Annotated in this window: 19 protein-coding genes; 17 read left to right on the forward strand and 2 right to left on the reverse strand. The window is 70.4% G+C overall.

The window, feature by feature from the left end; all coding sequences use genetic code 11:
- Window positions 1–5: 5 nt before the first annotated feature.
- Window positions 6–692 carry a maleylpyruvate isomerase family mycothiol-dependent enzyme gene (locus ACH4SP_RS18250; RefSeq protein ID WP_398415966.1) on the reverse strand — a complete coding sequence of 229 codons (687 nt, stop codon included), beginning with the start codon at window positions 690–692 and terminating at the stop codon, window positions 6–8.
- Between the two features lie 252 nt (window positions 693–944).
- Between ACH4SP_RS18250 and uvrA the strand changes: the two genes are divergently transcribed.
- The 3 genes from uvrA to ACH4SP_RS18265 all read left to right on the forward strand — a co-directional run bounded on the left by uvrA (window position 945) and on the right by ACH4SP_RS18265 (window position 6,461).
- The gene (gene uvrA, locus ACH4SP_RS18255; RefSeq protein ID WP_398415968.1) at window positions 945–3,974 is read left to right on the forward strand and encodes an excinuclease ABC subunit UvrA; all 3,030 of its coding nucleotides are present in this window, start codon (window positions 945–947) and stop codon (window positions 3,972–3,974) included.
- Window positions 3,975–4,223: 249 nt separating this feature from the next.
- On the forward strand, window positions 4,224–5,816 hold the full coding sequence (locus tag ACH4SP_RS18260) for an alpha/beta hydrolase (protein WP_398415971.1): 1,593 nt from the start codon (window positions 4,224–4,226) through the stop codon (window positions 5,814–5,816).
- A 213-nt stretch (window positions 5,817–6,029) separates the two neighbouring features.
- A complete protein-coding gene (locus ACH4SP_RS18265; RefSeq protein WP_398415973.1) occupies window positions 6,030–6,461 on the forward strand; it encodes a Rieske (2Fe-2S) protein in 432 nt (143 codons plus the stop codon).
- 93 nt (window positions 6,462–6,554) lie between these two features.
- On the opposite strand, the gene ACH4SP_RS18270 is transcribed toward ACH4SP_RS18265, so the two are convergent.
- Window positions 6,555–7,511, reverse strand: coding sequence for a hypothetical protein (locus ACH4SP_RS18270; RefSeq protein ID WP_398415975.1), 957 nt, complete (start codon window positions 7,509–7,511; stop codon window positions 6,555–6,557).
- 234 nt (window positions 7,512–7,745) lie between these two features.
- Between ACH4SP_RS18270 and ACH4SP_RS18275 the strand changes: the two genes are divergently transcribed.
- The 14 genes from ACH4SP_RS18275 (at window position 7,746) to pgi (ending at window position 25,074) form a co-directional block, all read left to right on the forward strand.
- Window positions 7,746–8,399: a papain-like cysteine protease family protein gene (locus tag ACH4SP_RS18275; protein ID WP_398415978.1), complete on the forward strand. Its 654-nt coding sequence runs from the start codon at window positions 7,746–7,748 to the stop codon at window positions 8,397–8,399.
- A 19-nt stretch (window positions 8,400–8,418) separates the two neighbouring features.
- Window positions 8,419–9,252, forward strand: coding sequence for a hypothetical protein (locus ACH4SP_RS18280; protein WP_398415980.1), 834 nt, complete (start codon window positions 8,419–8,421; stop codon window positions 9,250–9,252).
- 158 nt (window positions 9,253–9,410) lie between these two features.
- A complete protein-coding gene (uvrC, locus tag ACH4SP_RS18285; protein WP_398415983.1) occupies window positions 9,411–11,501 on the forward strand; it encodes an excinuclease ABC subunit UvrC in 2,091 nt (696 codons plus the stop codon).
- Window positions 11,464–12,477: an RNase adapter RapZ gene (gene rapZ, locus ACH4SP_RS18290; protein ID WP_398415985.1), complete on the forward strand. Its 1,014-nt coding sequence runs from the start codon at window positions 11,464–11,466 to the stop codon at window positions 12,475–12,477. The genes uvrC and rapZ overlap by 38 nt, the downstream gene beginning before the upstream one ends.
- Complete coding sequence (gene yvcK, locus ACH4SP_RS18295; RefSeq protein WP_398415988.1) at window positions 12,474–13,535, forward strand: uridine diphosphate-N-acetylglucosamine-binding protein YvcK; 1,062 nt, start codon at window positions 12,474–12,476, stop codon at window positions 13,533–13,535. Before rapZ ends, yvcK begins: the two co-directional genes overlap by 4 nt.
- Window positions 13,526–14,593, forward strand: a complete 1,068-nt coding sequence (gene whiA / locus ACH4SP_RS18300) for a DNA-binding protein WhiA (protein ID WP_398415990.1) — start codon at window positions 13,526–13,528, stop codon at window positions 14,591–14,593. Before yvcK ends, whiA begins: the two co-directional genes overlap by 10 nt.
- Before the next feature lie 176 nt (window positions 14,594–14,769).
- Window positions 14,770–17,721, forward strand: coding sequence for a M14 family zinc carboxypeptidase (locus ACH4SP_RS18305; RefSeq protein WP_398415991.1), 2,952 nt, complete (start codon window positions 14,770–14,772; stop codon window positions 17,719–17,721).
- A gap of 256 nt (window positions 17,722–17,977) precedes the next feature.
- Window positions 17,978–18,988 (forward strand): type I glyceraldehyde-3-phosphate dehydrogenase, encoded by a 1,011-nt coding sequence (gene gap, locus ACH4SP_RS18310; RefSeq protein ID WP_398415993.1) that lies wholly within the window; start codon window positions 17,978–17,980, stop codon window positions 18,986–18,988.
- Between the two features lie 118 nt (window positions 18,989–19,106).
- Window positions 19,107–20,318, forward strand: a complete 1,212-nt coding sequence (locus ACH4SP_RS18315; protein ID WP_398415995.1) for a phosphoglycerate kinase — start codon at window positions 19,107–19,109, stop codon at window positions 20,316–20,318.
- Window positions 20,319–20,325: 7 nt separating this feature from the next.
- The gene (gene tpiA / locus ACH4SP_RS18320; protein WP_398415997.1) at window positions 20,326–21,105 is read left to right on the forward strand and encodes a triose-phosphate isomerase; all 780 of its coding nucleotides are present in this window, start codon (window positions 20,326–20,328) and stop codon (window positions 21,103–21,105) included.
- 106 nt (window positions 21,106–21,211) lie between these two features.
- Entirely contained in the window at window positions 21,212–21,448 is a 237-nt protein-coding gene (gene secG / locus ACH4SP_RS18325) for a preprotein translocase subunit SecG (protein WP_398415999.1), read from the forward strand.
- 172 nt (window positions 21,449–21,620) lie between these two features.
- A complete protein-coding gene (locus ACH4SP_RS18330) occupies window positions 21,621–21,956 on the forward strand; it encodes an RNA polymerase-binding protein RbpA (protein ID WP_073790820.1) in 336 nt (111 codons plus the stop codon).
- A gap of 158 nt (window positions 21,957–22,114) precedes the next feature.
- Complete coding sequence (locus tag ACH4SP_RS18335) at window positions 22,115–23,332, forward strand: MFS transporter (RefSeq protein WP_398416001.1); 1,218 nt, start codon at window positions 22,115–22,117, stop codon at window positions 23,330–23,332.
- A 50-nt stretch (window positions 23,333–23,382) separates the two neighbouring features.
- Window positions 23,383–25,074, forward strand: a complete 1,692-nt coding sequence (pgi, locus tag ACH4SP_RS18340; RefSeq protein WP_398416003.1) for a glucose-6-phosphate isomerase — start codon at window positions 23,383–23,385, stop codon at window positions 25,072–25,074.
- Window positions 25,075–25,176 lie beyond the last annotated feature (102 nt).

Genomic DNA, 25,176 nt, shown 5'->3' on the forward strand with positions numbered 1-25,176 from the left:
GGCCGCTACAGCGACGGGAGTACGGGGAGCGGGCCCCCGACGGCGGTCAGCGCGGCGCCGTCGCGGCGGCCCGCGAGCCACCCCAGGAGGTCGGCGGCCCCGCCCGTCACGGTCACGGCGGGGCCGTCGCCGCGCCCGGTGGTCCACTGCCGTCCGTCGGCGGCGGTGAGCGTCGTGGCGGCCACGCTCCCGTTCCCCGAGAAGCGGTCCGTGAGGAAGGCGATCTCGCGCCCGGTGAACTCGTCGGCGAGGTCCTCCAGCTCGTACCCGATCCCCAGGTCGACGTGGTGCAGCTCGATCTCGATCAGCCGCCGGAAGGGCACCCGCGATGCCGAGTCGGTCACGCCGTTGCGCAGCTCCACGGTGCGGTCCCAGTCGGCGCTCTCGTCGGTGGTCTGCCGGAAGCGATCGGCCGTCGCCCGCACGTCGGCCAGCTGTACGTCGAGGGGGCGCGGGGCGTCGCGGTCGATGTCGCCGTCGCGCGCCTCGGCGCTCTCGTACATGGGGCGGCCCGCGAGGACGTTCCGCAGGGCGTCGGCGTTGCGGGCCAGGTGGGCCAGTACGTGGCCGCGGCTCCAGCCGGGCAGCCGTGACGGTTCGGCGACGGAGGCGTTGTCCAGCTTGGCGGCGGAGGCGAGCAGCCGGTCGGTCGCGGCGTCCAGCAGGGCCAGATCGTGCACGTGATCACTCATGGGGCCGACGATATGCGGCGGCCTCCGGCTCCGACCACTCGTTCGGGTGAAGACGGCGGGCGAAGTCCGGGAATCGAATGTACGTGCTATAAGCTCGACGGGAACAACGGAGCCTCAGGCATCCTTGAAACAACGCAGGCATCCTCAGGACAACGCTGCACGGACCCCCCTAGGCTGAGATGCCGAATCCGGCCGGACCGCCGGGTCGGGGCCCCAGCACCCTGCTTCTTCTCCAGAAAGGTGCGAACCGGCGTGGCCGACCGTCTCATCGTTCGTGGCGCTCGCGAGCACAACCTCAAGAACGTCTCGCTCGACCTTCCCCGTGACTCCCTGATCGTCTTCACGGGGCTCTCCGGCTCGGGCAAGTCCTCCCTCGCGTTCGACACGATCTTCGCCGAGGGGCAGCGCCGGTACGTCGAGTCGCTCTCCTCGTACGCACGGCAGTTCCTCGGCCAGATGGACAAGCCGGACGTGGACTTCATCGAAGGCCTCTCGCCCGCCGTCTCCATCGACCAGAAGTCGACCTCGCGCAACCCGCGCTCGACGGTCGGCACCATCACGGAGGTCTACGACTACCTCCGCCTGCTCTTCGCCCGCATCGGCAAGCCGCACTGCCCCGAGTGCGGCCGGCCGATCTCCCGGCAGTCGCCGCAGGCCATCGTCGACAAGGTCCTGGAGCTGCCCGAGGGCAGCCGTTTCCAGGTGCTGTCGCCGCTGGTGCGCGAGCGCAAGGGAGAGTTCGTCGACCTGTTCGCCGAGCTCCAGACCAAGGGCTACAGCCGGGCCCGGGTCGACGGCGAGACGATCCAGCTGACCGAGCCGCCGACGCTCAAGAAGCAGGAGAAGCACACCATCGAGGTGGTCATCGACCGCCTCACCGTCAAGGAGAGCGCCAAGCGGCGGCTCACCGACTCCGTGGAGACCGCCCTCGGGCTCTCCGGCGGCATGGTCATCCTCGACTTCGTCGACCTCGACGCGGACGACCCGGACCGCGAGCGGATGTACTCCGAGCACCTCTACTGCACCTACGACGACCTGTCGTTCGAGGAGCTGGAGCCCCGCTCGTTCTCCTTCAACTCGCCCTTCGGCGCCTGCCCCGACTGCTCCGGCATCGGCACGCGCATGGAGGTCGACCCCGAGCTGATCGTCCCCGACCCGGACAAGTCCCTCGACGAGGGCGCCATCCACCCCTGGTCGCACGGCCACACCAAGGACTACTTCGCCCGCCTGGTCAACGCCCTGGCGAGCGAGCTCGGCTTCAGCACGGACATGGCCTGGGCGGGACTGCCGCAGCGCGCCAAGAAGGCACTGCTGTACGGCCACAAGACGCAGATCGAGGTCCGCTACCGCAACCGGTACGGCCGCGAGCGCGCCTACACCACCTCCTTCGAGGGCGCGGTGCCGTTCGTGAAGCGGCGGCACGCGGAGTCCGACAGCGACTCCAGCCGGGAGCGCTTCGAGGGCTACATGCGCGAGGTCCCCTGCCCCACCTGCGAGGGCACGCGTCTCAAGCCGCTCATCCTCGCGGTGACGGTGATGGGGAAGTCCATCGCCGAGGTCTCCTCGATGTCGATCAGCGAGTGCGCCGAGTTCCTCGTGCAGCTCACCCTGAACGACCGTGACAAGACGATCGCCGAGCGCGTCCTCAAAGAGGTCAACGAGCGGCTGCGCTTCCTCGTGGACGTCGGCCTCGACTACCTGTCGCTCAACCGCCCCGCGGGCTCCCTCTCCGGCGGCGAGGCCCAGCGCATCCGGCTCGCCACCCAGATCGGCTCCGGCCTGGTCGGCGTGCTGTACGTCCTGGACGAGCCGTCGATCGGCCTGCACCAGCGCGACAACCACCGCCTCATCGAGACGCTGGTGCGGCTGCGCGACATGGGCAACACCTTGATCGTCGTCGAGCACGACGAGGACACCATGAAGGTCGCCGACTGGATCGTCGACATCGGTCCCGGCGCGGGCGAGCACGGCGGCAAGGTGGTGCACAGCGGCTCCATGAAGGGCCTGCTGGCCAACAAGGAGTCGATCACCGGCCAGTACCTCTCGGGCAAGCGGGTCATCCCGACCCCGGACGTCCGCCGTCCCGTCGACCCGTCGCGGCACCTGACGGTGCACGGCGCCCGTGAGAACAACCTGCGGGACATCGACGTCACCTTCCCGCTGGGCGTCCTCACCGCCGTCACCGGAGTCTCCGGCTCCGGCAAGTCGACGCTGGTCAACGACATCCTCTACACCCACCTGGCACGCGAGCTGAACGGTGCGCGCAGCGTCCCGGGACGGCACACGCGGGTCGAGGGCGACGACCTCCTCGACAAGGTCGTGCATGTCGACCAGTCGCCCATCGGCCGTACGCCGCGCTCCAACCCGGCGACGTACACCGGAGTCTTCGACAAGATCCGCAAGCTGTTCGCGGAGACGACGGAGGCGAAGGTCCGGGGCTACCAGCAGGGCCGGTTCTCCTTCAACGTCAAGGGCGGCCGCTGCGAGAACTGCTCCGGCGACGGCACCATCAAGATCGAGATGAACTTCCTGCCGGACGTCTACGTCCCGTGCGAGGTGTGCCACGGCGCCCGCTACAACCGCGAGACGCTCGAAGTCCACTACAAGGGCAAGAACATCGCCGAGGTGCTCAACATGCCGATCGAGGAGGCCCTCGCCTTCTTCGAGCCGGTCACCTCCATCGCCCGCTACCTCCAGACCCTCAACGAGGTCGGCCTCGGGTACGTACGCCTGGGCCAGGCCGCGACGACGCTCTCCGGCGGTGAGGCGCAGCGCGTCAAGCTGGCCGCGGAGCTGCAGAAGCGGTCCTCCGGGCGGAGCGTCTACATCCTCGACGAGCCGACCACCGGTCTGCACTTCGAGGACATCAGCAAGCTCATCAAGATCCTGGACGGTCTGGTCGACAAGGGGAACTCGGTGATCGTCATCGAGCACAACCTCGACGTCATCAAGACCGCGGACTGGGTCGTCGACATGGGCCCCGAGGGCGGCAAGGGCGGCGGTCTGGTCGTCGCCGAGGGCACCCCGGAGCAGGTGGCGGGGATCCCCGCCAGCCACACCGGCAAGTTCCTGCGGGACATCCTCGACCCGAGCCGGATCAGCGACGCGACCCCGGCCGCGCCGAAGAAGAAGGCTCCGGCCCGGAAGACGGCGACCAAGACGGTGGCGGCCGCGAAGTCGGCAGCCGGGAAGACGGTCGCCAAGAAGACGGTCGCGAAGAAGGCCGTGGCGAAGAAGGCCGCCCCGGCCAAGAAGACCGCGACACGGGCCCGCAAGGCCTGAGACCGGTCGGTCGTACGAGAGCGGTACGCAGCCGCATCCGTACGCAGCGGGAGACGCGGCGGGAGACGCGGGCCGGACCCCTGGTGGGTTCCGGCCCGCACTGCGTTTGCCAGCCCGCGCCATGCCTCCCGGCCCGCACTGTCCGCTTCCCGCCCGCACTGCGTGTCCCGTTTCCGGCCCGCACTGCGTTTCCCGGCCGCCGCTCATAGGCTGACCCGGGGGGTCCGCCTCGTGAAAGGCACACCCGGGATGCACATACGCAGCGCTGCGACCGCCTTCGCCGGTACGGCGTTCCTGCTCGCAGGAACCGTGACCGCCACCGGCCCCGCGACCGCGGCCGACCCGGCACCCACCCCCGACCTCACCCGCTTCTACCAGCAGAAACTCTCCTGGGGCGACTGCAAGGGCGAGGAGCAGAAGAAGGGCGGCGACGCCCTCAAAGGCATGGAGTGCACCCGCCTCACCGTGCCCGTCGACTACGCGAACACCGCCCTCGGCACCCTCGATCTCGCGGTGGGCCGCTACCGCGCCACCGCCCCCGGCGACGACGGACTCGGCTCCCTCGTGTTCAACTTCGGCGGCCCCGGCGCGTCCGGACTGACCACCCTGGCCGAGGCCAAGGACTCGTACAAGAGCCTCGGCAAGCGCTACGACCTGGTCACCTTCGACCCGCGCGGCGTCGGCCGCAGCGCCCCCGTGAAGTGCGGCAAGGAGGCCGACGAGGAGCTGAAGGAGGGCGACGGCGCACCCCAGACGCCGCCCGACGGCTCCCTCGACCACGGTGAGCTGGTCAAGGGGCTCAAGGACATCGCGACGGCCTGCGCCAAGCACACCGGCAAGCTGCTGCCGTACGTCGGCACCATCAACGTCTCGCGCGACCTGGACGTGCTGCGCCAGGCGCTCGGCGACGAGAAGCTCGCCTACCTGGGCATCTCGTACGGGACCCGGCTCGGTGCGGTGTACGCGGCGCAGTTCCCGGACCGCTCCGGGCGGCTGGTGCTCGACGCCGTGGACACGCTCACCGAGGGCGCCCGCGCCTCCGCACTCGACCAGGCCCGCGGTTTCCAGAAGGCGTTCGACGCCTTCCTCGCGGCCTGCGCGAAGAACGGCGACAAGTGCCCGCTCGGCAGCACCGCCGCGGACGCCACGCGCACCGTGGACCGGGTGGTCGGCAGGCTCACCCGCACTCCCGCGAAGGAGGAGGACGGCACGGCCTTCGGCGTCGAGGACCTGCGCGGCGCGATGACCACCGCGCTGTACTCGGCCGAGGCGTGGCCCGCGCTCGCCGAGGGCATCGCGATGATCGACCAGGACGACGACCCCTCCCTGCTGGCCGACCTGAACCGGCTCATGGAGGACGACGGCAACGGCGACGAAGCCCTGATCGCCGTCAACTGCGCCGACGACCCGGACCGCACCCCCGTCTCCGACGACGAACTGGCGAAGATCGAGAAGGAGTTCACCGAGGCGTCCCCGGTCTTCGGCCGCGACATGGTCGGCAGCGCGCTCTCCTGCACCGGCTGGCCCGCCGGTACCGACTACATCCGCAAGCTGGAGAAGATCACAGGACCCGAGGTGCTGCTGATCGGCACCAAGGGCGACCCGGCCACCCCGTACCGGTGGACGGAGGAGACCGCGAAGCGGCTCGGCAGGGCCGTGGTGCTGCGGTACGACGGCGAGGGCCACGGCGGGTACTCCGCGTCCCCGTGCATCCGCGAGAAGACCGACGCGTACCTCCTCGACGGCACGCTCCCGGCCGCGGGCACGGCATGCCCGGCGGTGGATCCCGGCACTCCGGACCCGGACGGGACGGAGCTGCCGGAAACGGTGCCGGGGGTGTAGGGCACCCCCGTGCTGTGGCTGCGCGGAGCCGCACCCTCCGCCCCCGCACGCGCCCGCCCCCGACGGGCGGCGGCGGCCGGACTCCCCGAACCCCCGCCCGCTGCCCGGCCCGCTCACCCCCCACAGGTATCGTCGGACCCGCACCGCGCACCCGCCGCACCACGTGCAGCAGCGCGCCGCCGCACCGCCCGCACCGCACCCGTGGAGACCGCCATGTCCGGCAGCCCGTCCGCCGCCCGCCGTACCGTCCTCAAGGGCGCCGCACTCGCCGGGGCCGCCGGGCTCGGCGCCGCCGCCTGCTCCACCGAGTCCAAGCTCGGCCACGCCCAGAACCCGACCCCCACCGCACCGGTCGCCCTCGGCGACGCGGCGGCCGTGCCGGTCGGCGGGTCCAAGCTGTACCGCGAGCAGCGCCTCGTCGTGAGCTGCCCGGCCAAGGGGGAGTACAAGGCGTTCAGCGCCCAGTGCACCCACGCCGGCTGCGTACTGGACAAGGTCGAGGCGAACGAGGGCAACTGCCCCTGCCACGGCAGCCGCTTCGACACCACCACCGGCAAGGCCCTCAAGGGCCCGGCCACCGCGCCGCTGCCCGCCGTCCCGGTCAAGGTCGAGGGCGGCAAGCTGATCGCGGGCCCGAACGCCTGAGATACCCCCGCGGCGCCGGGGCGGGCCACTGGCGAGGCCCCGGGGCCGCTCCCGCTGTTCCCACTGTGCCGGGGGTACTCCCGCTGCGACGGGCTACTCCCAGTCCCAGTCCACCCCGAGGATCCCCGGCCGCACCCCCTGCTGCACGAAGTGCACCGTGCCGTGCCGCCCGCTCAGCGTCAGGTCCTGCCGCGCCGCCCTCGGCGCACCGGCCGTCGCCTGGGCGAAGCGGCGGCACCGCACCGGCAGCGCCGCCTCGTCGAAGTGCACCTGCAGTACGTACTGCCCGGCCGCGAAGCTGAATCCGCGCACGTACTCGCCGCTCGGCCCGCCGGTGCCGTCCTCGAAGCCGTACTCGAAGAAGTACGTGTCCCCGTCCCGCAGCCGTGCGTCGAAGAGCATCTCCGCGACCACGAGCCCGGTCTCCCGGTGCCACCGCACCCGCCCGGTACGGCAGTTCTCCCCGGCCCGCACCCTCACCCGGGACGGGTCGCAGCCCGGGTCGCCGTGGTGCACGGCCAGATAGCGGTCGACGCCGTCCCGGTGCGCCCGCACCACGTGCTGCGAGTCGCGCCCCACCAGCTCCCGGTCGGGCCCGATGCGCACCCGCTCGTGATGGCCGACGGTGTGCAGCCCGCCGTCGACCGGGGACTCCAGCTCGGACAGCAGCAGTTCCACCGAGCCCGACGCCTCCACCAGCGCCCGGTACGCACGCGCCGTCGGCCGCTCCGGCTCGTTCCCCGCGTCCACCAGCAGCAGCCGGATCAGTGACTCGGGGGGAAGCCTCAGCACGCCCTCCAACTCCCGTACGGCGCGCAGCGACTCGGCCCGCTGCGGGCGCCGCGCTCCCTGCTGCCAGTAACTCAGGCTGGTCACCCCGACCTTGACGCCCCGGTCCGCCAGATGGCGCTGCACCCGCTGGAGCGGCAGCCCGCGCACCGCGAGCGCGGCCCGCAGCGCCAGATGGAACGGTCCCGTCCGCAGCAACTGCGCCAGATCGGCGTGCACCGGCGAGAGGGCGTCGGCTTCCGGTGTCGGGTGCTGCCGCATCACGGCTCCTCCGGTGGCAGTGAACATTCACGGTGGCCGACCGCACCGGCGTGCCACCTTCGGCGAAGCGGGCTGGTGGGCGGGGACCGGGCCGTTCACATCCCGGCCACTCCGTTCACAGCACCGCGTCACCCCGCATTGAAGCGTGTTGACCTGCACTCGACAACACCCGATGCTCCACAGCAGCGTCCGGACGCGCTCCTCCAACTAACCCCCCGCCTCGGGAGGACCGCGATGCGCGATCGAATCACCACCCGTCCCCGCAGGAACCTCAGACGGCTCTCCCCGGCCGTCCTCACCGCGGCACTGCTGCTCGCCGTCCCCACGGCGACGGCCACCGCCGCACCCGCCCCCGACGACCCGTCGGCCAGGTCCCAGCAGGCCGCGGCCGCCCAGGCGCCGCTCCTCGCCGCCAAGCGCCTCAACATCACCATGCAGGCCCAGGAGAAGACCAACTGGTGCTGGGCCGCGGCCGGAAACACCATCGCCACCTGGTTCGGCAAGAACTACAGCCAGAACCAGTTCTGCAACGCCGCGTTCGGCCGCAACCAGAGCACCGTCTGCCCCAACAACCAGGCCACCCTCGGCAATGTCCAGGACGGCCTCGACTGGGCGGGCATCAACCCCGGCTCGTACGTGACCGGGTGGCTCCGCTACCCGACGGTCCAGGCCGAGATATCCGCCGACCGCCCGATCGAAACCCGCATCCAGTGGTCCAGCGGCGGCGGCCACATGCACGTCATCTACGGCTACGACACGGCCAACAGCTGGGTCTACTGGGGCGACCCGTGGAAGACCAACAGCCGCTACAACTGGGCCTCGCACGACTGGTACGTGAACAACAACGAGTTCTCCTGGACCCACTCGCTCTACAAGATCGGGGCGTGACGCGATGACCCTCCACGGCATGACCAGCCACGTCAGATCCGCAGCCGTCGCGGCCGCCGCCGTCACCCTCGTCCTCGGCCTCGCCGGCCAGGCGGGCGCCGACGAGAACCCCGTCGCCCCCGCCCAGAAGGCCGCCGCCCACAAGGCGGCGACGGCCCCCGCCACCCTCGACACCCTGTCCCGCTTCTTCGCCAGGGACGGTGCCGTCGCCCGCAGCGCGGCCGCCCCGCGGGTGCAGGAGGCGACGGTCCCCGTCCGCACGCTGTCCGCCGAGTTCGTCGCGGGCAAGAAGGACGCCCCGGTCTCCCGGCTCGACTTCCTGGCCGCCACCGCCCTCTCGTCGGACGGCCAGAAGGCGTCCCTGTGGATGGCACCGGCACCTCAAGAGGGCGCCGGGAAGACCGCCTGGAAGGTCGTCAACATCGCCACCGGCGACGACGAGACCCGCTACGCCGCGGACGGCGCCCGCAAGCTCCCCGGCGGCACCGTCTTCCGCGAACCCCAGACCGACGCCTGGTACGTCCACGACGACGCGCGGGTGCTGCCCCTCGACGACGACGCGACCCGCGCCGTCGGGGCCAAGGGAGCCACCCTCGCCGCGTACCAGAACCGCGTCCAGCGGGCGTACGGCGACAAGCTCCCCGGCAGCCCGTACGCCAAGCAGGGCAAGGCGGGCGGTTACGGCGCCCCCGCTGCCGACGCCCCTGCCGCCGCTCCCGCCGCCGTGTCCGTCGCCGCCACGGACGACAGCATGCCGGCGGCCCCGCTGGCCGCCGGAGGGGCGGCCGCGCTCCTCGCCGCCGCGGGCCTCACCGTCGTACGGCTGCGCCGCCGCCCGGAGACGCGCGGATAGCCGTCGCCGCGCGCACGTGACCGCGCGCACGCGACCACACCCCACGTCACCGCGCGCACGTCACGTCACCGCACGTCACCGCACCGCACGGTGCGCAGGTCGGGGTGCCCCACCCGGGGGCACCCCGACTGTCGGTGCCCGCAAGTAGGCTGTTCGACATGGCAGATCCCTCCAGCTACCGGCCCAGGCCGGGCCAGATCCCCGACTCGCCGGGGGTCTACAAGTTCCGCGACGAGCACCGCCGGGTGATCTACGTCGGGAAGGCGAAGAGCCTGCGCCCGCGCCTGTCCTCGTACTTCCAGGACCTGGCCAACCTCCACCCCCGGACGCGCACGATGGTCACCACCGCCGCGTCCGTCGAGTGGACGGTGGTGTCCACGGAGGTCGAGGCGCTCCAGCTGGAGTACTCCTGGATCAAGGAGTTCGACCCCCGTTTCAACGTCAAGTACCGCGACGACAAGAGCTATCCGTCCCTCGCGGTGACCATGAACGAGGAATTCCCCCGCGTCCAGGTGATGCGCGGCCCCAAGAAGAAGGGCGTGCGCTACTTCGGCCCGTACGGCCACGCCTGGGCGATCCGCGAGACCGTCGACCTGATGCTCCGCGTCTTTCCCGTACGCACCTGCTCCGCCGGGGTGTTCAAGCGCTCCGCCCAGATCGGCCGCCCCTGCCTGCTCGGCTACATCGGCAAGTGCGCCGCCCCCTGCGTCGGCCGCGTCACCCCCGAGGAGCACCGCGAACTGGCCGAGGACTTCTGCGACTTCATGGCCGGCCGCACCGGCACGTACCTCAAGCGCATCGAGCAGCAGATGATGATCGCCGCCGAGGACATGGAGTACGAGAAGGCCGCCCGCCTCCGCGACGACATAGAGGCCCTCAAGAGGGCCCTCGAAAAGAACGCGATCGTCTTCACCGACGCCACCGACGCCGACCTCATCGCCCTCGCCGAGGACGAGCTCGAAGCCGCCGTGCAGATCTTCCACGTCCGCGGCGGACGCGTGCGCGGCCAGCGCGGCTGGGTCACCGACAAGGTGGAGAACGTCGACACGGCAGGCCTGGTCGAGCACGCCCTCCAGCAGCTGTACGGCGAGGAGAAGGGCGACGCGGTCCCCAAGGAGGTCCTCGTCCCCGCGCTCCCCGACGACACCGCCGCCGTCAACCAGTGGCTGACCGACAAGCGCGGGGCGAACGTCTCGCTGCGCATCCCGCAGCGCGGCGACAAGAAGGACCTCATGGCGACGGTCCAGCGCAACGCACAGCAGGCCCTCGTCCTGCACAAGACCAAGCGCGCCTCCGACCTGACCACCCGCTCCCGTGCCCTGGAGGAGATCGCCGGGGCCCTCGGCCTGGACGGCGCACCGCTGCGCATCGAATGCTTCGACATCTCGCACCTCCAGGGCGACGATGTGGTGGCGTCCATGGTCGTCTTCGAGGACGGCCTCGCCCGCAAGAGCGAGTACCGGCGCTTCGAGATCAAGAGCTTCGAGGGCCAGGACGACGTCCGGTCCATGCACGAGGTGATCACCCGCCGCTTCAAGCGCTACCTGGCGGCCAAGGAGAAGACGGGGGATGGGGTCTCCCCTGATCGAGCGGAGCCGAGAGATTGGGGAAGGGTGGGGGGCGAGGTGCCTGAGACCGAGGCCGAGGCGGACGACGGCAGGCCCAAGCGCTTCGCCTACCCGCCCCAGCTCGTGGTGGTCGACGGCGGCCAGCCGCAGGTCGCCGCGGCCAAGCGGGCCCTCGACGAGCTCGACATCGACGACGTCGCCGTCTGCGGTCTCGCCAAGCGCCTCGAAGAGGTCTGGCTGCCCGACGACGACGATCCGGTGGTGCTGCCCCGCAGCAGCGAGGGCCTCTACCTCCTCCAGCGCGTACGTGACGAGGCCCACCGCTTCGCGATCACCTACCAGCGCAGCAAACGGGCCAAGCGGTTCCGCGCCGGGCCCCTCGACGAGGTCGCGGGCCTCGGCGAGACCCGCAAGCAGGCCCTGCTCAAACACTTCGGTTCGGTGAAGAAGCTCCGGTCCGCCACAATTGACCAGATCTGCGAGGTTCCGGGGATAGGCCGCAAGACGGCCGAGACCGTCGCCGCGGCCCTCGCTGCAGCGGCCCCGGCCGCACCCGCCGTGAACACGGCGACAGGAGAGATCATTGAGGACGACGAGGACACCGCACCCGCGGTGACCCCGTCGCAGAACGGGGGAACGACGCATGACCGAACAGAGCACCCAGCAGAGCCCAGAACCTGAGCAGGGCCACGACCAGGCCGCTGACCAGAATCTGGACACCACCCACGACCGAGAGCGAGACGGAGCACACGTGAGTACGGGCACCACGCGGGAGGCCCCCGAGGCGGCCGAGACGCCCATCCCCGAGCTGGTCATCATCTCCGGCATGTCCGGAGCGGGCCGCAGCACCGCCGCGAAGTGCCTGGAGGACCTCGGCTGGTTCGTCGTCGACAACCTGCCGCCCGCGCTGATCCCCACCATGGTGGAGCTCGGCGCCCGCTCCCAGGGCAACGTGGCGCGCATCGCCGTCGTCGTCGACGTCCGCGGCCGCCGCTTCTTCGACAACCTCCGCGAGTCCCTCGCCGACCTCGACGCCAAGGGCGTCACCCGGCGCGTCGTCTTCCTGGAGTCCTCCGACGACGCCCTGGTCCGCCGCTTCGAGTCGGTCCGCCGCCCGCACCCCCTCCAGGGCGACGGCCGCATCACCGACGGCATCGCGGCCGAGCGCGACCTGCTGCGCGAGCTGCGCGGCGACGCCGACCTGGTGATCGACACCTCCAGCCTCAACGTCCACGAGCTGCGCGCCAAGATGGACGCCCAGTTCGCCGGCGACGAGGAGCCGGAGCTGCGCGCCACCGTCATGTCGTTCGGCTACAAGTACGGCCTGCCGGTCGACGCGGACCTCGTCGTCGACTGCCGCTTCCTGCCCAACCCGCACTGGGTCCCGGAGCTGCGCCCCTTCACCGGTCTCAACGAGGAGGTGTCGGGCTACGTCTTCAACCAGCCGGGCGCCAAGGAGTTCCTCGACCGCTACACCGAGCTGCTCCAGCTGATCGCGGCCGGCTACCGCCGCGAGGGCAAGCGCTACGTCACCATCGCAGTGGGCTGTACCGGCGGCAAGCACCGCTCCGTCGCCGTGTCGGAGAAGCTGGCCGCCCGCCTGTCCACCGAGGGCGTCGAGACCGTCGTCGTACACCGGGACATGGGGCGCGAGTGACCAACCGCACCGTCCGGCTCCGCCGCCTGCGCCGGGTCGCCCCCGGGCTCGGCGGCGAGCCGGCCCCGCGCGCCGCACGCGGCGGCAGGCGCGGCGCCACGCCCAAGGTCGTCGCCCTCGGCGGCGGCATGGGCCTGTCCGCATCGCTCGCCGCACTGCGGCGCATCACCGGCGACCTCACCGCGGTCGTCACCGTCGCCGACGACGGAGGATCCAGCGGCCGGCTCCGGGAGGAGCTGGGCGTCCTGCCGCCCGGTGACCTGCGCAAGGCCCTCGCCGCCCTGTGCGGCGACGACGACTGGGGCCAGACCTGGTCCCGCGTCATCCAGCACCGCTTCCAGTCCAAGGGCGACCTGCACGAGCACGCGGTCGGCAATCTGCTGATCGTCGCCCTGTGGGAGCAGCTCGGCGACCACGTCCAGGCCCTGGACCTGGTCGGCAAGCTCCTCGGGGCGCACGGCAGGGTGCTGCCCATGTCGGCGGTCCCGCTGGAGCTCCAGGCGCTCGTACGCGGCCACGACCCGGCTCGCCCGGACGCCGTGGACACCGTCCGGGGGCAGGCGACGGTGGCGCTGACCCCCGGCGAGGTCCAGTCGGTGCACCTCGTACCGCACGATCCGCCCGCGGTTCCGGAGGCGGTGGCGGCGGTTCTTGACGCCGACTGGGTGGTTCTTGGACCCGGTTCCTGGTTCTCCTCGGTGATCCCCCACCTGCTGGTGCCGGAACTGCTCGATGCCCTGGTGGAGACCAAGGCGAGGCGGATCCTGTCCCTCAATCTGGCCCCCCAACCGGGCGAAACCGAGGGCTTTTCACCGCAACGTCATTTGGAGGTTTTGGCCCGACACGCCCCTAAACTCGCCCTCGACGTGGTGCTGGCCGACCAGGCCGCCGTGCCCGACCTTCCCTCACTCGCCGATGCCGCGAAACGGTTCGGTGCGACGGTCGAGCTGGCGCCGGTGGCCCGGCCCGACGGAGCCCCCAAGCACGACCCGGAGCTCCTGGCAGCCGCGTACGACCGTATTTTTCGGATGCATGGAAGGATCGGCCCATGGCGATGACGGCAGCGGTGAAGGACGAAATCTCCCGGCTCCCCGTCACCCGGACCTGCTGCAGAAAGGCAGAGGTCTCGGCGATCCTCCGGTTCGCGGGCGGGCTGCATCTGGTCAGCGGCCGCATCGTGATCGAGGCGGAGCTGGACACCAGCTATGCGGCACGCAGGCTCAAGAAGGACATCCTGGAGATCTTCGGGCACAGCTCGGAGCTCGTGGTGATGGCCCCCAGCGGTCTGCGCAGGGGCTCGCGCTATCTCGTACGGGTGGTGGCGGGCGGCGATCAGCTCGCACGCCAGACCGGGCTCGTGGACGGCCGCGGCCGCCCCATCCGGGGACTTCCCCCTCAGGTGGTCTCGGGGGCCACCTGCGACGCCGAGGCGGCCTGGCGCGGGGCCTTCCTCGCGCACGGCTCCCTCACCGAACCCGGCAGGTCCTCCTCGCTGGAGGTCACCTGCCCGGGCCCCGAGGCGGCGCTCGCCCTGGTCGGCGCGGCCCGCCGGCTCTCCATCGGCGCCAAGGCGCGCGAGGTGCGCGGCGTGGACCGGGTCGTCGTACGGGACGGCGACGCCATCGGCGCCCTGCTGACCCGGCTCGGCGCGCACGAGTCCGTACTGGCCTGGGAGGAGCGGCGGATGCGCCGCGAGGTCCGCGCCACCGCCAACCGGCTCGCCAACTTCGACGACGCCAACCTCCGCCGCAGCGCCCGCGCCGCCGTCGCCGCCGGCGCCCGGGTGCAGCGCGCGCTGGAGATCCTCGGCGAGGAGGTGCCCGAGCACCTCGCCGCGGCAGGACGGCTGCGCATGGAGCACAAGCAGGCGTCTCTTGAGGAGCTGGGCGCGCTCGCCGACCCGCCGCTCACCAAGGACGCGGTCGCGGGCCGTATCCGCCGCCTCCTCGCGATGGCGGACAAGCGGGCCCAGGACCTGGGCATTCCCGGTACGGAGTGCAATCTGACCGAGGACATGTCCGAGGAGATCGAAGAGGAGATGGCCAAGGGACTCGCCAACGGAATGGCGGGCGGCATCCCGGGCGGGATGGCGAGCGGTATGGCCGGAAGTCTCTGATCCGTACGCACCCCGTTCCTCGGAATTTCTGACTCCGAATCAACTCGCTGTCCCTGGTGCCCAGTTGGGTGCCAGGGGCAGCTTTTTGTGTGCCTGATGTGCTCTTGACGTGAGCATGAATGCTCACGATTCTGACGTCTGTTCACTCACGTGACAGACAACAGCAAGGGGGGCACATGAGACTCCGAGCGAGATCGATCCTCGCCGCTTCTTCACTGCTGATAGCCGGGGTCGCCGCGGTACCCGTGGCGCAGGCGCAGCCCGCCGGGAACGCCGCAGGGGGCGGCGACAGCATCTCGGTGTGGAACGCCAAGGTCACCCAGGCCCAGGTGCCGCTGCTGCTCAGGGCCGGCACCGACGCCCACGAACTGAGCGAGCGCGTCCCGGCCAGGGGCACCGCCACCGTCGAGCTGATCCTCACCGCGAAGCAGGCCGCCGAACTCCGCGGCCAGGGCGTCGACATCAGCGAGCACAAGGTCGCCGCCAAGGCGCGGGCCGCGGTCCCCGGCGACGGCGTGTTCCGTCCGTACAGCGGAAAGGGCGGTCTCCAGGAGGAGCTGCTGGCCACCGCGCAGAAGTACCCGGACCTCACCAAGCTCGTCAGCATCGGCAAGACCGTGCAGGGCAAGGACATCCTGGCGCTCAAGCTCACCAAGAACGCCAAGAGGACCGGTGACGGCGCCAAGCCCTCGACGCTCTACATGTCCAACCAGCACGCACGTGAGTGGATCACCCCGGAGACGACCCGGCGGCTGATGCACCACTACCTCGACAACTACGGCAAGAACAAACAGATCACCAGGCTGGTCGACAGCAGCGAGATCTGGTTCCTGCTCTCCGCCAACCCGGACGGTTACGACTACACGCACAGCAGCACAGCGGACAGCGTCCGGCTGTGGCGCAAGAACCTCCGCGACACCAACGGCAACGGCACCGTCGAGTCCGGCGACGGCATCGACCTCAACCGCAACTTCGCCTTCAAGTGGGGTTACGACAACGAGGGTTCGTCCCCCGACCCGGCCGACGAGACCTTCCGCGGCCCGGCCCCGAGCTCCGAGCCGGAGACCAAGGCGCTCGACGCGTTCCAGAAGCGCATCGGCTTCAAGTACGCCATCAACTACCACTCGGCGGCCGAGCTGATCCTCTACGGCGTCGGCTGGCAGGTCGCCACCCACACCCCCGACGACGTGGCGCTCAAGGCCCTCGCCGGCACCCCGGAGAACCCGGCGGTCCCCGGCTACCACCCGCAGGTCTCCTCGGAGCTGTACATCACCAACGGCGAGGCCGACGGTCACGCGGGCAACGTCAACGGCATCAAGATGTTCACGCCGGAGATGTCCACCTGCGAGACCGCCTCCAGGATCGACCCGAACGACCGCTGGAAGCCCGAGGACTGCGTCTCCGGCTTCAACTTCCCCGACGACGAGAAGCTGATCCAGCAGGAGTTCGCCAAGAACATCCCGTTCGCGCTCTCGATCGCGGAGACGAGCCTCACCCCCGACCGGCCGAAGTCCTCCGTCGGCATCGAGGCCCCGGACTTCACCCTGGACCCGTTCACCTCCTCGTACGCCCGTGACAAGGACCAGGAGGTCAACGTCACGGCCCGCAGGTCGGTGCGCGACAAGGAGCTCAAGTACCGCGTCAACGGCGGCAAGGTGCACGACCAGGCGCTGAAGGCCTGGGACGGCGGCGAGCGCTACGGCGACGAGGACAACACGTACTTCGACGACTACCGCGCCAAGGTCCAGGACGGGAAGCCGGGCGACAAGGTCGAGGTCTGGTTCACCGGCGTCACCAAGGCCGGAAGGCCCACCTCCAGCGAGCACTTCACCTACACGCTCGCCGAGCGCCCCAAGGCCGCGCACCTGGTGGTCGCTGAGGAGGGCGCACCCGCGACGCAGGTCCAGAAGTACGTGGACGCGCTGAAGGCCAACGGCCGCTCGGCCACCGTCTGGGACGTCGCCACCCAGGGCGCCCCGCACGCGCTCGGCGTGCTGGGCCACTTCGACTCGGTCGTGCACTACACCGGCGCCTCGGTGCCCGGCGGCCCGACCCAGCTCCAGCTCCGTGCGTACCTCAACGAGGGCGGCAAGCTGGTCGAGGCGGGCGAGAGGGCGGGCGGTGCGGCCAGGCTCGGCCCGGCCAACACCAACGACTTCAGCCAGTACTACCTCGGCGCGTACGGCCGCGTGGACTCTCCCGGCGCCACCGGTCTTGCCGGCGCCGGAGGCCTCTCCGGGATCACCACCCCGCTGACCGGCGCCCCGGGCAACCCGCTGGACACCCCGGGCTCCTACCAGGTCACGTCGGACGAGCTCCCGGCCGCGCAGTTCCCGCAGTTCACCAGCGCCCAGGCGGGCCGCTACACCGGCATCGCCAACCCGTACGCCCCGTACGAGGGCCAGGGCATGGCCTCCGCGAAGAGCAACAGCAACAACTACAAGCGCCTCACCCGCACCGTGGACCTCACCGGCGTGAGCGCGGCCGACAGGCCCGCGCTGCGCATGGCCCTCAACTGGGACACCGAGGGCGGCTACGACCACGCCCTCCTGGAGGCGCACACCACGGGCGCGGAGGACTGGACGACGCTGCCCGAGGCGGGCGGCCTGACCTCGAACGCGGTGCCCGCCGAGTGCTCGGCCGGCTTCTTCCTGCGGGCCCACCCGTTCCTGACGCACTACCTCACGCAGGGGGCGAGCGGCTGCACCGCGACCGGCTCCAGCGGCGCCTGGAACAGCTTCACCGGCAGCTCCAACGGCTGGAAGCAGGTCTCCTTCGACCTGAGCGCCTACGCGGGCAAGAAAGTCGACCTGTCCCTCGCCTACGTCACCGACCCGAGCAGCCTGGAGCGCGGTGTCTTCGCCGACAACGCACGGCTGAACATCGGCGGCACGGACCGGGAGACCGAGGGCTTCGAGACCTCCCTCGGCGTCTGGGCGGCCGCTCCGGCACCGGCCGGCAGCCCGGCGGTCGTCGAGCCGTGGGCCCGCACCGGAGAGCTGTTCCAGACGTACGCGGGCGTCACCACGCGTGACACCGCACTCCTCGGCTTCGGCCTGGAGCACGTACCGGACGCCAAGCAGCGCGCCGGACTCCTGGAGAAGGCACTGAAGAGCATCAAGGGCTGATTCCGGAGCATCGGGCCGATGTCAAGACCCCACTTCGACAATCACCGAGAGTAGTCAGGGCTTTGGTCCCGACGGCCGGTACTCCCCGCTTCACTACTGGGGAGTACGGGCCGTCGGGCCACGTCCGGCCCTGTCCGGGGCCCACTCGATGCGACTTCAAGGTCTACGGAGAGGTAGGGTCGGACTCGGTCGGGGACATCCCATTCAAGCTCGCCGTGGCGTCGAAACCTCGGCGTACCAACGAGGAGATCGGTTCGTGACGATCCGCGTAGGAATCAACGGCTTCGGCCGCATCGGGCGCAACTACTTCAGGGCGCTCCTGGAACAGGGTGCGGACATTGAGATTGTTGCTGTCAACGACCTGGGTGACACCGCGACCACCGCGCACCTTCTGAAGTACGACACCATCCTGGGCCGCCTCAAGGCCGAGGTGTCGCACACCGAGGACACCATCACCGTCGACGGTCACACCATCAAGGTGCTGTCCGAGCGCAACCCCGCCGACATCCCGTGGGGCACGCTGGGCGTCGACATCGTGATCGAGTCCACCGGCATCTTCACCAAGAAGGCCGACGCCGAGAAGCACATCGCCGGCGGCGCGAAGAAGGTCCTCATCTCGGCTCCGGCCAAGGACGAGGACATCACCATCGTGATGGGCGTCAACCAGGACAAGTACGACGCGGCCAACCACCACGTCATCTCCAACGCCTCCTGCACCACCAACTGCGTGGCGCCGATGGCCAAGGTCCTCGACGAGAACTTCGGCCTGGTCAAGGGCCTGATGACGACGGTCCACGCGTACACCAACGACCAGCGCATCCTGGACTTCCCGCACTCGGACCTGCGTCGTGCCCGCGCCGCCGCCGAGAACATCATTCCGACCACGACGGGTGCCGCCAAGGCCACCGCCCTGGTCCTCCCGCAGCTCAAGGGCAAGCTCGACGGCATCGCCATGCGCGTGCCGGTCCCGACCGGTTCGGCCACCGACCTGGTCGTCGAGCTCGGCCGCGAGGTCACCAAGGACGAGGTCAACGCCGCGTTCAAGAAGGCCGCCGACGACGGCGACCTGCACGGCTTCCTCACGTACACCGAGGACCCGATCGTCTCCTCCGACATCGTGGGCGACCCGTCGTCCTGCACCTTCGACTCCTCCCTGACGATGGTCCAGGAGGGCAAGACGGTGAAGATCCTCGGCTGGTACGACAACGAGTGGGGCTACTCGAACCGCCTGGTCGACCTGACCGTCTTCGTCGGCGGACAGCTCTGATCACGCTCTGACCAGCAGTACTGAGAGCATGAAGATGTGAGCTACAGGGCTCGGGCAGCGCAATGCGGCGCTGTGCGAGCCCTGTGGCCTGTCCAGCCCTCCTGAGGAGCCGTAACTCATGAAGACGATTGACGAACTCATCGCCGATGGCGTAGCGGGCAAGCGGGTCTTCGTCCGCGCCGATCTCAACGTGCCGCTCGACGGCACCAGGATTACCGACGACGGCCGCATCCGCGCCGTCCTGCCGACGGTCGCCAAGCTCGCTGCCGCGGGCGCGCGCGTGATCGTCGCCTCGCACCTGGGCCGCCCCAAGGGCGCCCCGGACCCGGCCTTCTCGCTCGGCCCGGCCGCCGCCCGGCTCGGCGAACTGCTCGGCGCGGACGTGGCGTTCGCGACCGACACGGTCGGCGAGTCCGCCCGCGCCGCCGTCGCCGCACTGGCCGACGGCCAGGTCGCGGTGATCGAGAACCTGCGCTTCAACGCCGGTGAGACCGCCAAGGACGACGCCGAGCGCGGCGCCTTCGCCGACGAACTCGCGTCACTGGCCGACCTGTACGTGGGCGACGGCTTCGGCGCCGTGCACCGCAAGCACGCCTCGGTCTTCGACCTCCCGGCCCGCCTGCCGCACGCCGCCGGCGACCTCATCGCCACCGAGGTCGGCGTCCTCAAGAAGCTCACCGAGGACGTTGCCCGCCCCTACGTCGTCGTCCTCGGCGGTGCCAAGGTCTCCGACAAGCTCGGCGTGATCGACCACCTCCTGGAGAAGGCCGACAAGATCCTGGTCGGCGGCGGCATGGCGTACACCTTCCTCAAGGCCCAGGGCCACGAGGTCGGCATCTCGCTGCTGCAGGAGGACCAGATCCCGACGGTGCTGGAGTACCTGTCGCGCGCCGAGAAGAAGGGCGTCGAGTTCGTCCTTCCCGTCGACGTCCTGGTCTCGGCCGAATTCCCCGACCTCAAGGGGAAGACCCCGGCCAACCCGACCACGGTCGCGGCCGACGCCATCCCGGCGGACCAGGAGGGCCTCGACATCGGCCCGAAGACCCGCGAGCTGTACGCGGCGAAGCTCGCCGACGCGGCCACCGTCTTCTGGAACGGCCCCATGGGCGTCTTCGAGCACCCCGACTACGAGGGCGGCACCAAGGCCGTCGCCCAGGGCCTGCTGGACTCCGACGCCTTCACGGTCGTCGGCGGTGGCGACTCGGCCGCCGCGGTCCGCATCCTGGGCTTCGACGAGAACAAGTTCGGCCACATCTCGACCGGCGGCGGCGCAAGCCTCGAATACCTGGAAGGCAAGACCCTTCCCGGCCTTGCCGCACTGGAGGACTGATCCAAGAATGAGCACCACCCGCACCCCGCTGATGGCGGGCAACTGGAAGATGAACCTCAACCACCTTGAGGCCATCACCCACGTACAGAAGCTCGCCTTCGCGCTGGCCGACAAGGACTTCGACGCGGTCGAGGTCGCGGTCCTGCCGCCCTTCACCGACCTGCGCTCGGTGCAGACCCTGGTCGACGGCGACAAGCTGAAGATCAAGTTCGGCGCCCAGGACATCTCGGCGCACGACTCCGGCGCGTACACCGGTGAGATCTCCGGCGCCATGCTCGCCAAGTTCAAGTGTGCGTACGTCGCGATCGGCCACTCCGAGCGCCGCCAGTACCACAACGAGACCGACGAGATCGTCAACGCCAAGGTGAAGGCCGCGTACAAGCACGGCCTGACCCCGATCATGTGCGTCGGCGAGGGCCTGGACATCCGCAAGGCCGGCAACCAGGTCGAGTACACCCTCGCCCAGGTCGACGGCGGCCTCAAGGACATCCCGGCCGAGCAGGCCGAGTCCATCGTCATCGCGTACGAGCCGGTGTGGGCCATCGGCACCGGCGAGGTCGCGACCCCCGAGGACGCGCAGGAAGTCTGCGGTGCGATCCGCGGCCGTCTCGCCGAGCTGTACTCGCAGGAACTGGCCGACAAGGTCCGCATCCAGTACGGCGGTTCGGTCAAGTCCGGCAACGTCGCCGCGATCATGGAGAAGCCGGACGTGGACGGCGCCCTGATCGGCGGCGCGGCGCTGGACGCCGACGAGTTCGTCAAGATCGTGCGCTTCCGCGACCAGTAGTACCGGCAGTGAGTAGGCCCTCGGGCCGATCCGTCGTACTCTGACGGGGCCGGTGGCCAGCCACCGGCCCCGTCGTTTGTCTAGATCCGAGGAAAGTGGTCCAGCCGTGGTTATGGGGTTCTCGATCGCCCTGATCGTATTCAGCCTGCTGCTGATGCTGCTGGTTCTGATGCACAAGGGGAAGGGCGGCGGTCTCTCCGACATGTTCGGCGGAGGCATGCAGTCGTCCGTCGGAGGTTCCTCGGTCGCCGAGCGCAACCTCGACCGGATCACGGTCGTCGTCGGTCTGATCTGGTTCGGGCTGATTGTGGCACTCGCGCTGCTGATGAAGCTCAAGGGCTGACTCGTACGACTGACGGTGCGACGCGCGGGACGCGGCCTATCATGGGCGGGCGTCCCGGCGTCGGGGTGTAACTCCCGTCACTGGACGCGCGTTGGGCCTTATCGAGAGTGGGCGCCCGCCGCGAAGCCGCTCGACGAAGCTTCGCAGCACCATCACGCAGGGAGTTACGACCGTGGCAAGTGGCAACGCGATCCGGGGAAGCCGGGTCGGAGCGGGGCCGATGGGTGAGGCCGAGCGCGGCGAGTCCGCGCCCCGCCTGCGCATCTCCTTCTGGTGCTCCAACGGGCACGAGACACAGCCGAGCTTCGCAAGCGACGCGCAGGTCCCGGACAACTGGGACTGCCCGCGCTGCGGATTCCCGGCCGGACAGGACCGGGACAACCCGCCGGCGCCGCCGCGCACCGAACCGTACAAGACGCATCTCGCGTACGTACGGGAGCGGCGCAGCGACGCGGACGGCGAGGCGATCCTCGCCGAGGCACTCGCGAAACTGCGCGGCGAGATCTAGGAACTGAGCGAGGGCCGGACACCGAACGGTGTCCGGCCCTCGTCGTTTCCGGCCGATCTTGCGTCCGGCCTTTGTTGTTTCCGCTGGTCAGCGTGATTGTCAGTGCCGTCCCTTACTGTTCTTGCACGATCCGAACAACGGTACGGGCGGGGGCAGTTGTGGCAGCGGTGCAAGCGGTGGAGGCGGAGGGGCAGGCGCCCGCCTGGCGCGGGGGATTCGGCCGACTGTGGTCGGCCGCCGTCGTCTCCCGGTTCGGCGACTCGCTGCGCGGGGCCGCGATGCCGCTGCTCGCCGCCTCGCTGACCGCGGACCCGATGCTGGTGTCCCTCGTGACCGCGTGCGGCTTCCTGCCCTGGCTGCTGTTCGGACTGCTCGGCGGTGCGGTCGCGGACCGGGTCGACCAGCGGCGGGCGATGTGGGCCGTCGACCTCCTGCGCGGGGTGCTGATGGCGGGCTTCGCGGTGGCCGTCGCGCTGGGGCACGCGTCGATCGCGCTGCTGATCGTGGTGGCCTTCGCCCTCACCACCCTCCAGACGCTCTTCGACAACGCGGCCACGGCCCTGCTGCCCTCGCTCGTCCCGGCCGGGACACTGGGCGCCGCCAACGCCCGGCTGATGGTCGGGCAGCAGATCGCGAGCACCTTCCTGGCCGCCCCACTGGTGCCGGTGCTGCTGATCTGGGGCCCCTCCGTGCCGTACGCGGCGGACGCCACGACCTACGTACTGGCGGCCGTACTGATCGCCTCGCTGCGGACCACGCTGCCGCAGCGGGAGCCCCGGGCGGCGGGCAGCACCCTGCGCGGGGAGATCGCGGAGGGGCTCAAGGCGCTCTGGTCGGACCGGCCGATGCGCGGCCTCTGCGTCGCGACCACCCTGTGCAACATCGGAGTGGGCGCCCTCATCGCCGTGCTGGTGCTGCACGTCACCGGCTGGCTGGACGCGGGCCAGGCCGGATACGCGGCGGTCCTCATGGCCTACGGGGTGGGCAGCGTGGTCGGCGGGCTGGGCGCGGGGCGGCTCGCCCGCAGGCTCGGGCGAATACGCAGCGTGTTCCTCGCCGGGGTCGTCGAGACCGGCTGCCTCGTCGCCCTGGGGACGGTGCGCGAGCTGTGGGCGGCGGTCGCGGCGATGGCGGTGTTCGGACTGATGGGCACCGTGTGGAACGCGAACCAGGTGACCCTGATGCAGGAGCGCAGCCCGGCCGCCATGCTGGGCAGGATCAGCGCGGCCTTCCGGACGCTCGCCATCGCGGGGACCCCGCTCGGGGCGCTGCTCGGCGGGCTGGTGGCGGCCGGCTGGGGGCTGAACACCCCCGCCCTGCTGGCGGCCGTCCTGTTCGGGCTGGCCGTGGCCTCACTCGCACCCCTGATCAATTAAGTTGGACCAGGCAGCGGGGGATGCATGCAGATACGAGTAGAAGAGGGCTGATGTCCGAGATGAACGCAATGGACTCGAAGAGCGGCTCGCAGGGCACGGGCGGCCGCACCAGGCTGAACCAGCTGCCCGAGTGGACCGCCCTGGGCAAGCACCGGGAGCAGCTGGGCGACACTCACCTGCGCGACCTGTTCGACGCCGATCCGGCGCGCGGCACCGGCTACACCCTCCAGGCCGGCGACCTGTACCTCGACTACTCCAAGCACCTGGTCACCGACGAGACGCTGGGGCTGCTGCGCGAGCTGGCCGCTGCCACCGGGGTCGCCGAGCTGCGCGACGCCATGTTCCGCGGCGAGAAGATCAACACCACCGAGGACCGGGCCGTCCTGCACACCGCGCTGCGCGCCCCGCGGGGAGCGGTGATCGAGGTCGACGGCGAGAACGTCGTCCCGGCCGTGCACGCCGTCCTCGACAAGATGGCCGCTTTCTCCGACAAGGTCCGCTCCGGCGAGTGGACCGGGCACACCGGCAGGCGCATCAAGACGGTCGTGAACATCGGCATCGGCGGCTCCGACCTCGGCCCCGCCATGGCGTACGAGGTGCTGCGCTCCTTCACCGCCCGGGAGCTGGACTTCCGCTTCGTCTCCAACGTGGACGGCGCGGACCTGCACGAGGCCGTCCGCGACCTGGACGCCGAGGAGACGCTGTTCATCGTCGCGTCGAAGACCTTCACGACGATCGAGACCATCACCAACGCCACCTCCGCCCGCAACTGGCTGCTGAGCAGGCTGGGCGGTGACGAGTCCGCCGTCGCCAAGCACTTCGTGGCCCTGTCGACCAACGCCGAGAAGGTCGCCGACTTCGGCATCGACACGGCCAACATGTTCGAGTTCTGGGACTGGGTCGGCGGCCGCTACTCGTTCGACTCGGCCATCGGCCTGTCCCTGATGATCGCCATCGGACCGGACCGCTTCCGCGAGATGCTCGACGGCTTCCACCAGGTCGACGAGCACTTCCGCACCGCGCCCGCCGAGGAGAACGTGCCGCTGCTGCTCGGTCTGCTGGGCGTCTGGTACGGGGCGTTCTTCGACGCGCAGGCGCACGCGGTCCTGCCGTACAGCCACTACCTGTCGAAGTTCACCGCGTACCTCCAGCAGCTCGACATGGAGTCCAACGGCAAGTCCGTGGACCGCGAGGGCAACCCGGTCGACTGGCAGACCGGAGCGGTCGTCTGGGGCACCCCGGGCACCAACGGACAGCACGCGTACTACCAGTTGCTGCACCAGGGCACCAAGGTCGTCCCGGCCGACTTCATCGGCTTCGCGCGTCCGGTCGCCGATCTGACGCCGGGTCTGGAGGCCCAGCACGACCTGCTGATGGCGAACTTCTTCGCCCAGACGCAGGCGCTGGCCTTCGGCAAGACTCCCGACGAGGTCCGTGCCGAGGGCGTGGCCGAGGAGCTGGTGCCGCACAAGACCTTCCGCGGCAACCACCCGACGACCACGATCCTCAGCGACGAGCTGACGCCGTCCGTGCTGGGGCAGCTGATCGCGCTGTACGAGCACAAGGTGTTCGTCCAGGGTGCGATCTGGAACATCGACTCCTTCGACCAGTGGGGGGTCGAACTCGGCAAGGTCCTCGCCAAGAAGATCGAGCCGGTGCTCACCAAGGGCGAGGGCGGCGGGCAGCTCGACGGTTCGACCGCCGCGCTGGTCGACAAGTACCGTACGCTGCGCGGGCGTTGAGCCCTCGCATGCTTACTGACAAGGGGTGAAGGTGACGGGGACAGGCACGGGGGCCGCAAGGCTCAGGCCGCCGAACAACGAGCTCGACCCGCGGTCCGTCCG

The organism is Streptomyces sp. NPDC021093 (genome assembly GCF_044333135.1).
Classification (GTDB): domain Bacteria; phylum Actinomycetota; class Actinomycetes; order Streptomycetales; family Streptomycetaceae; genus Streptomyces.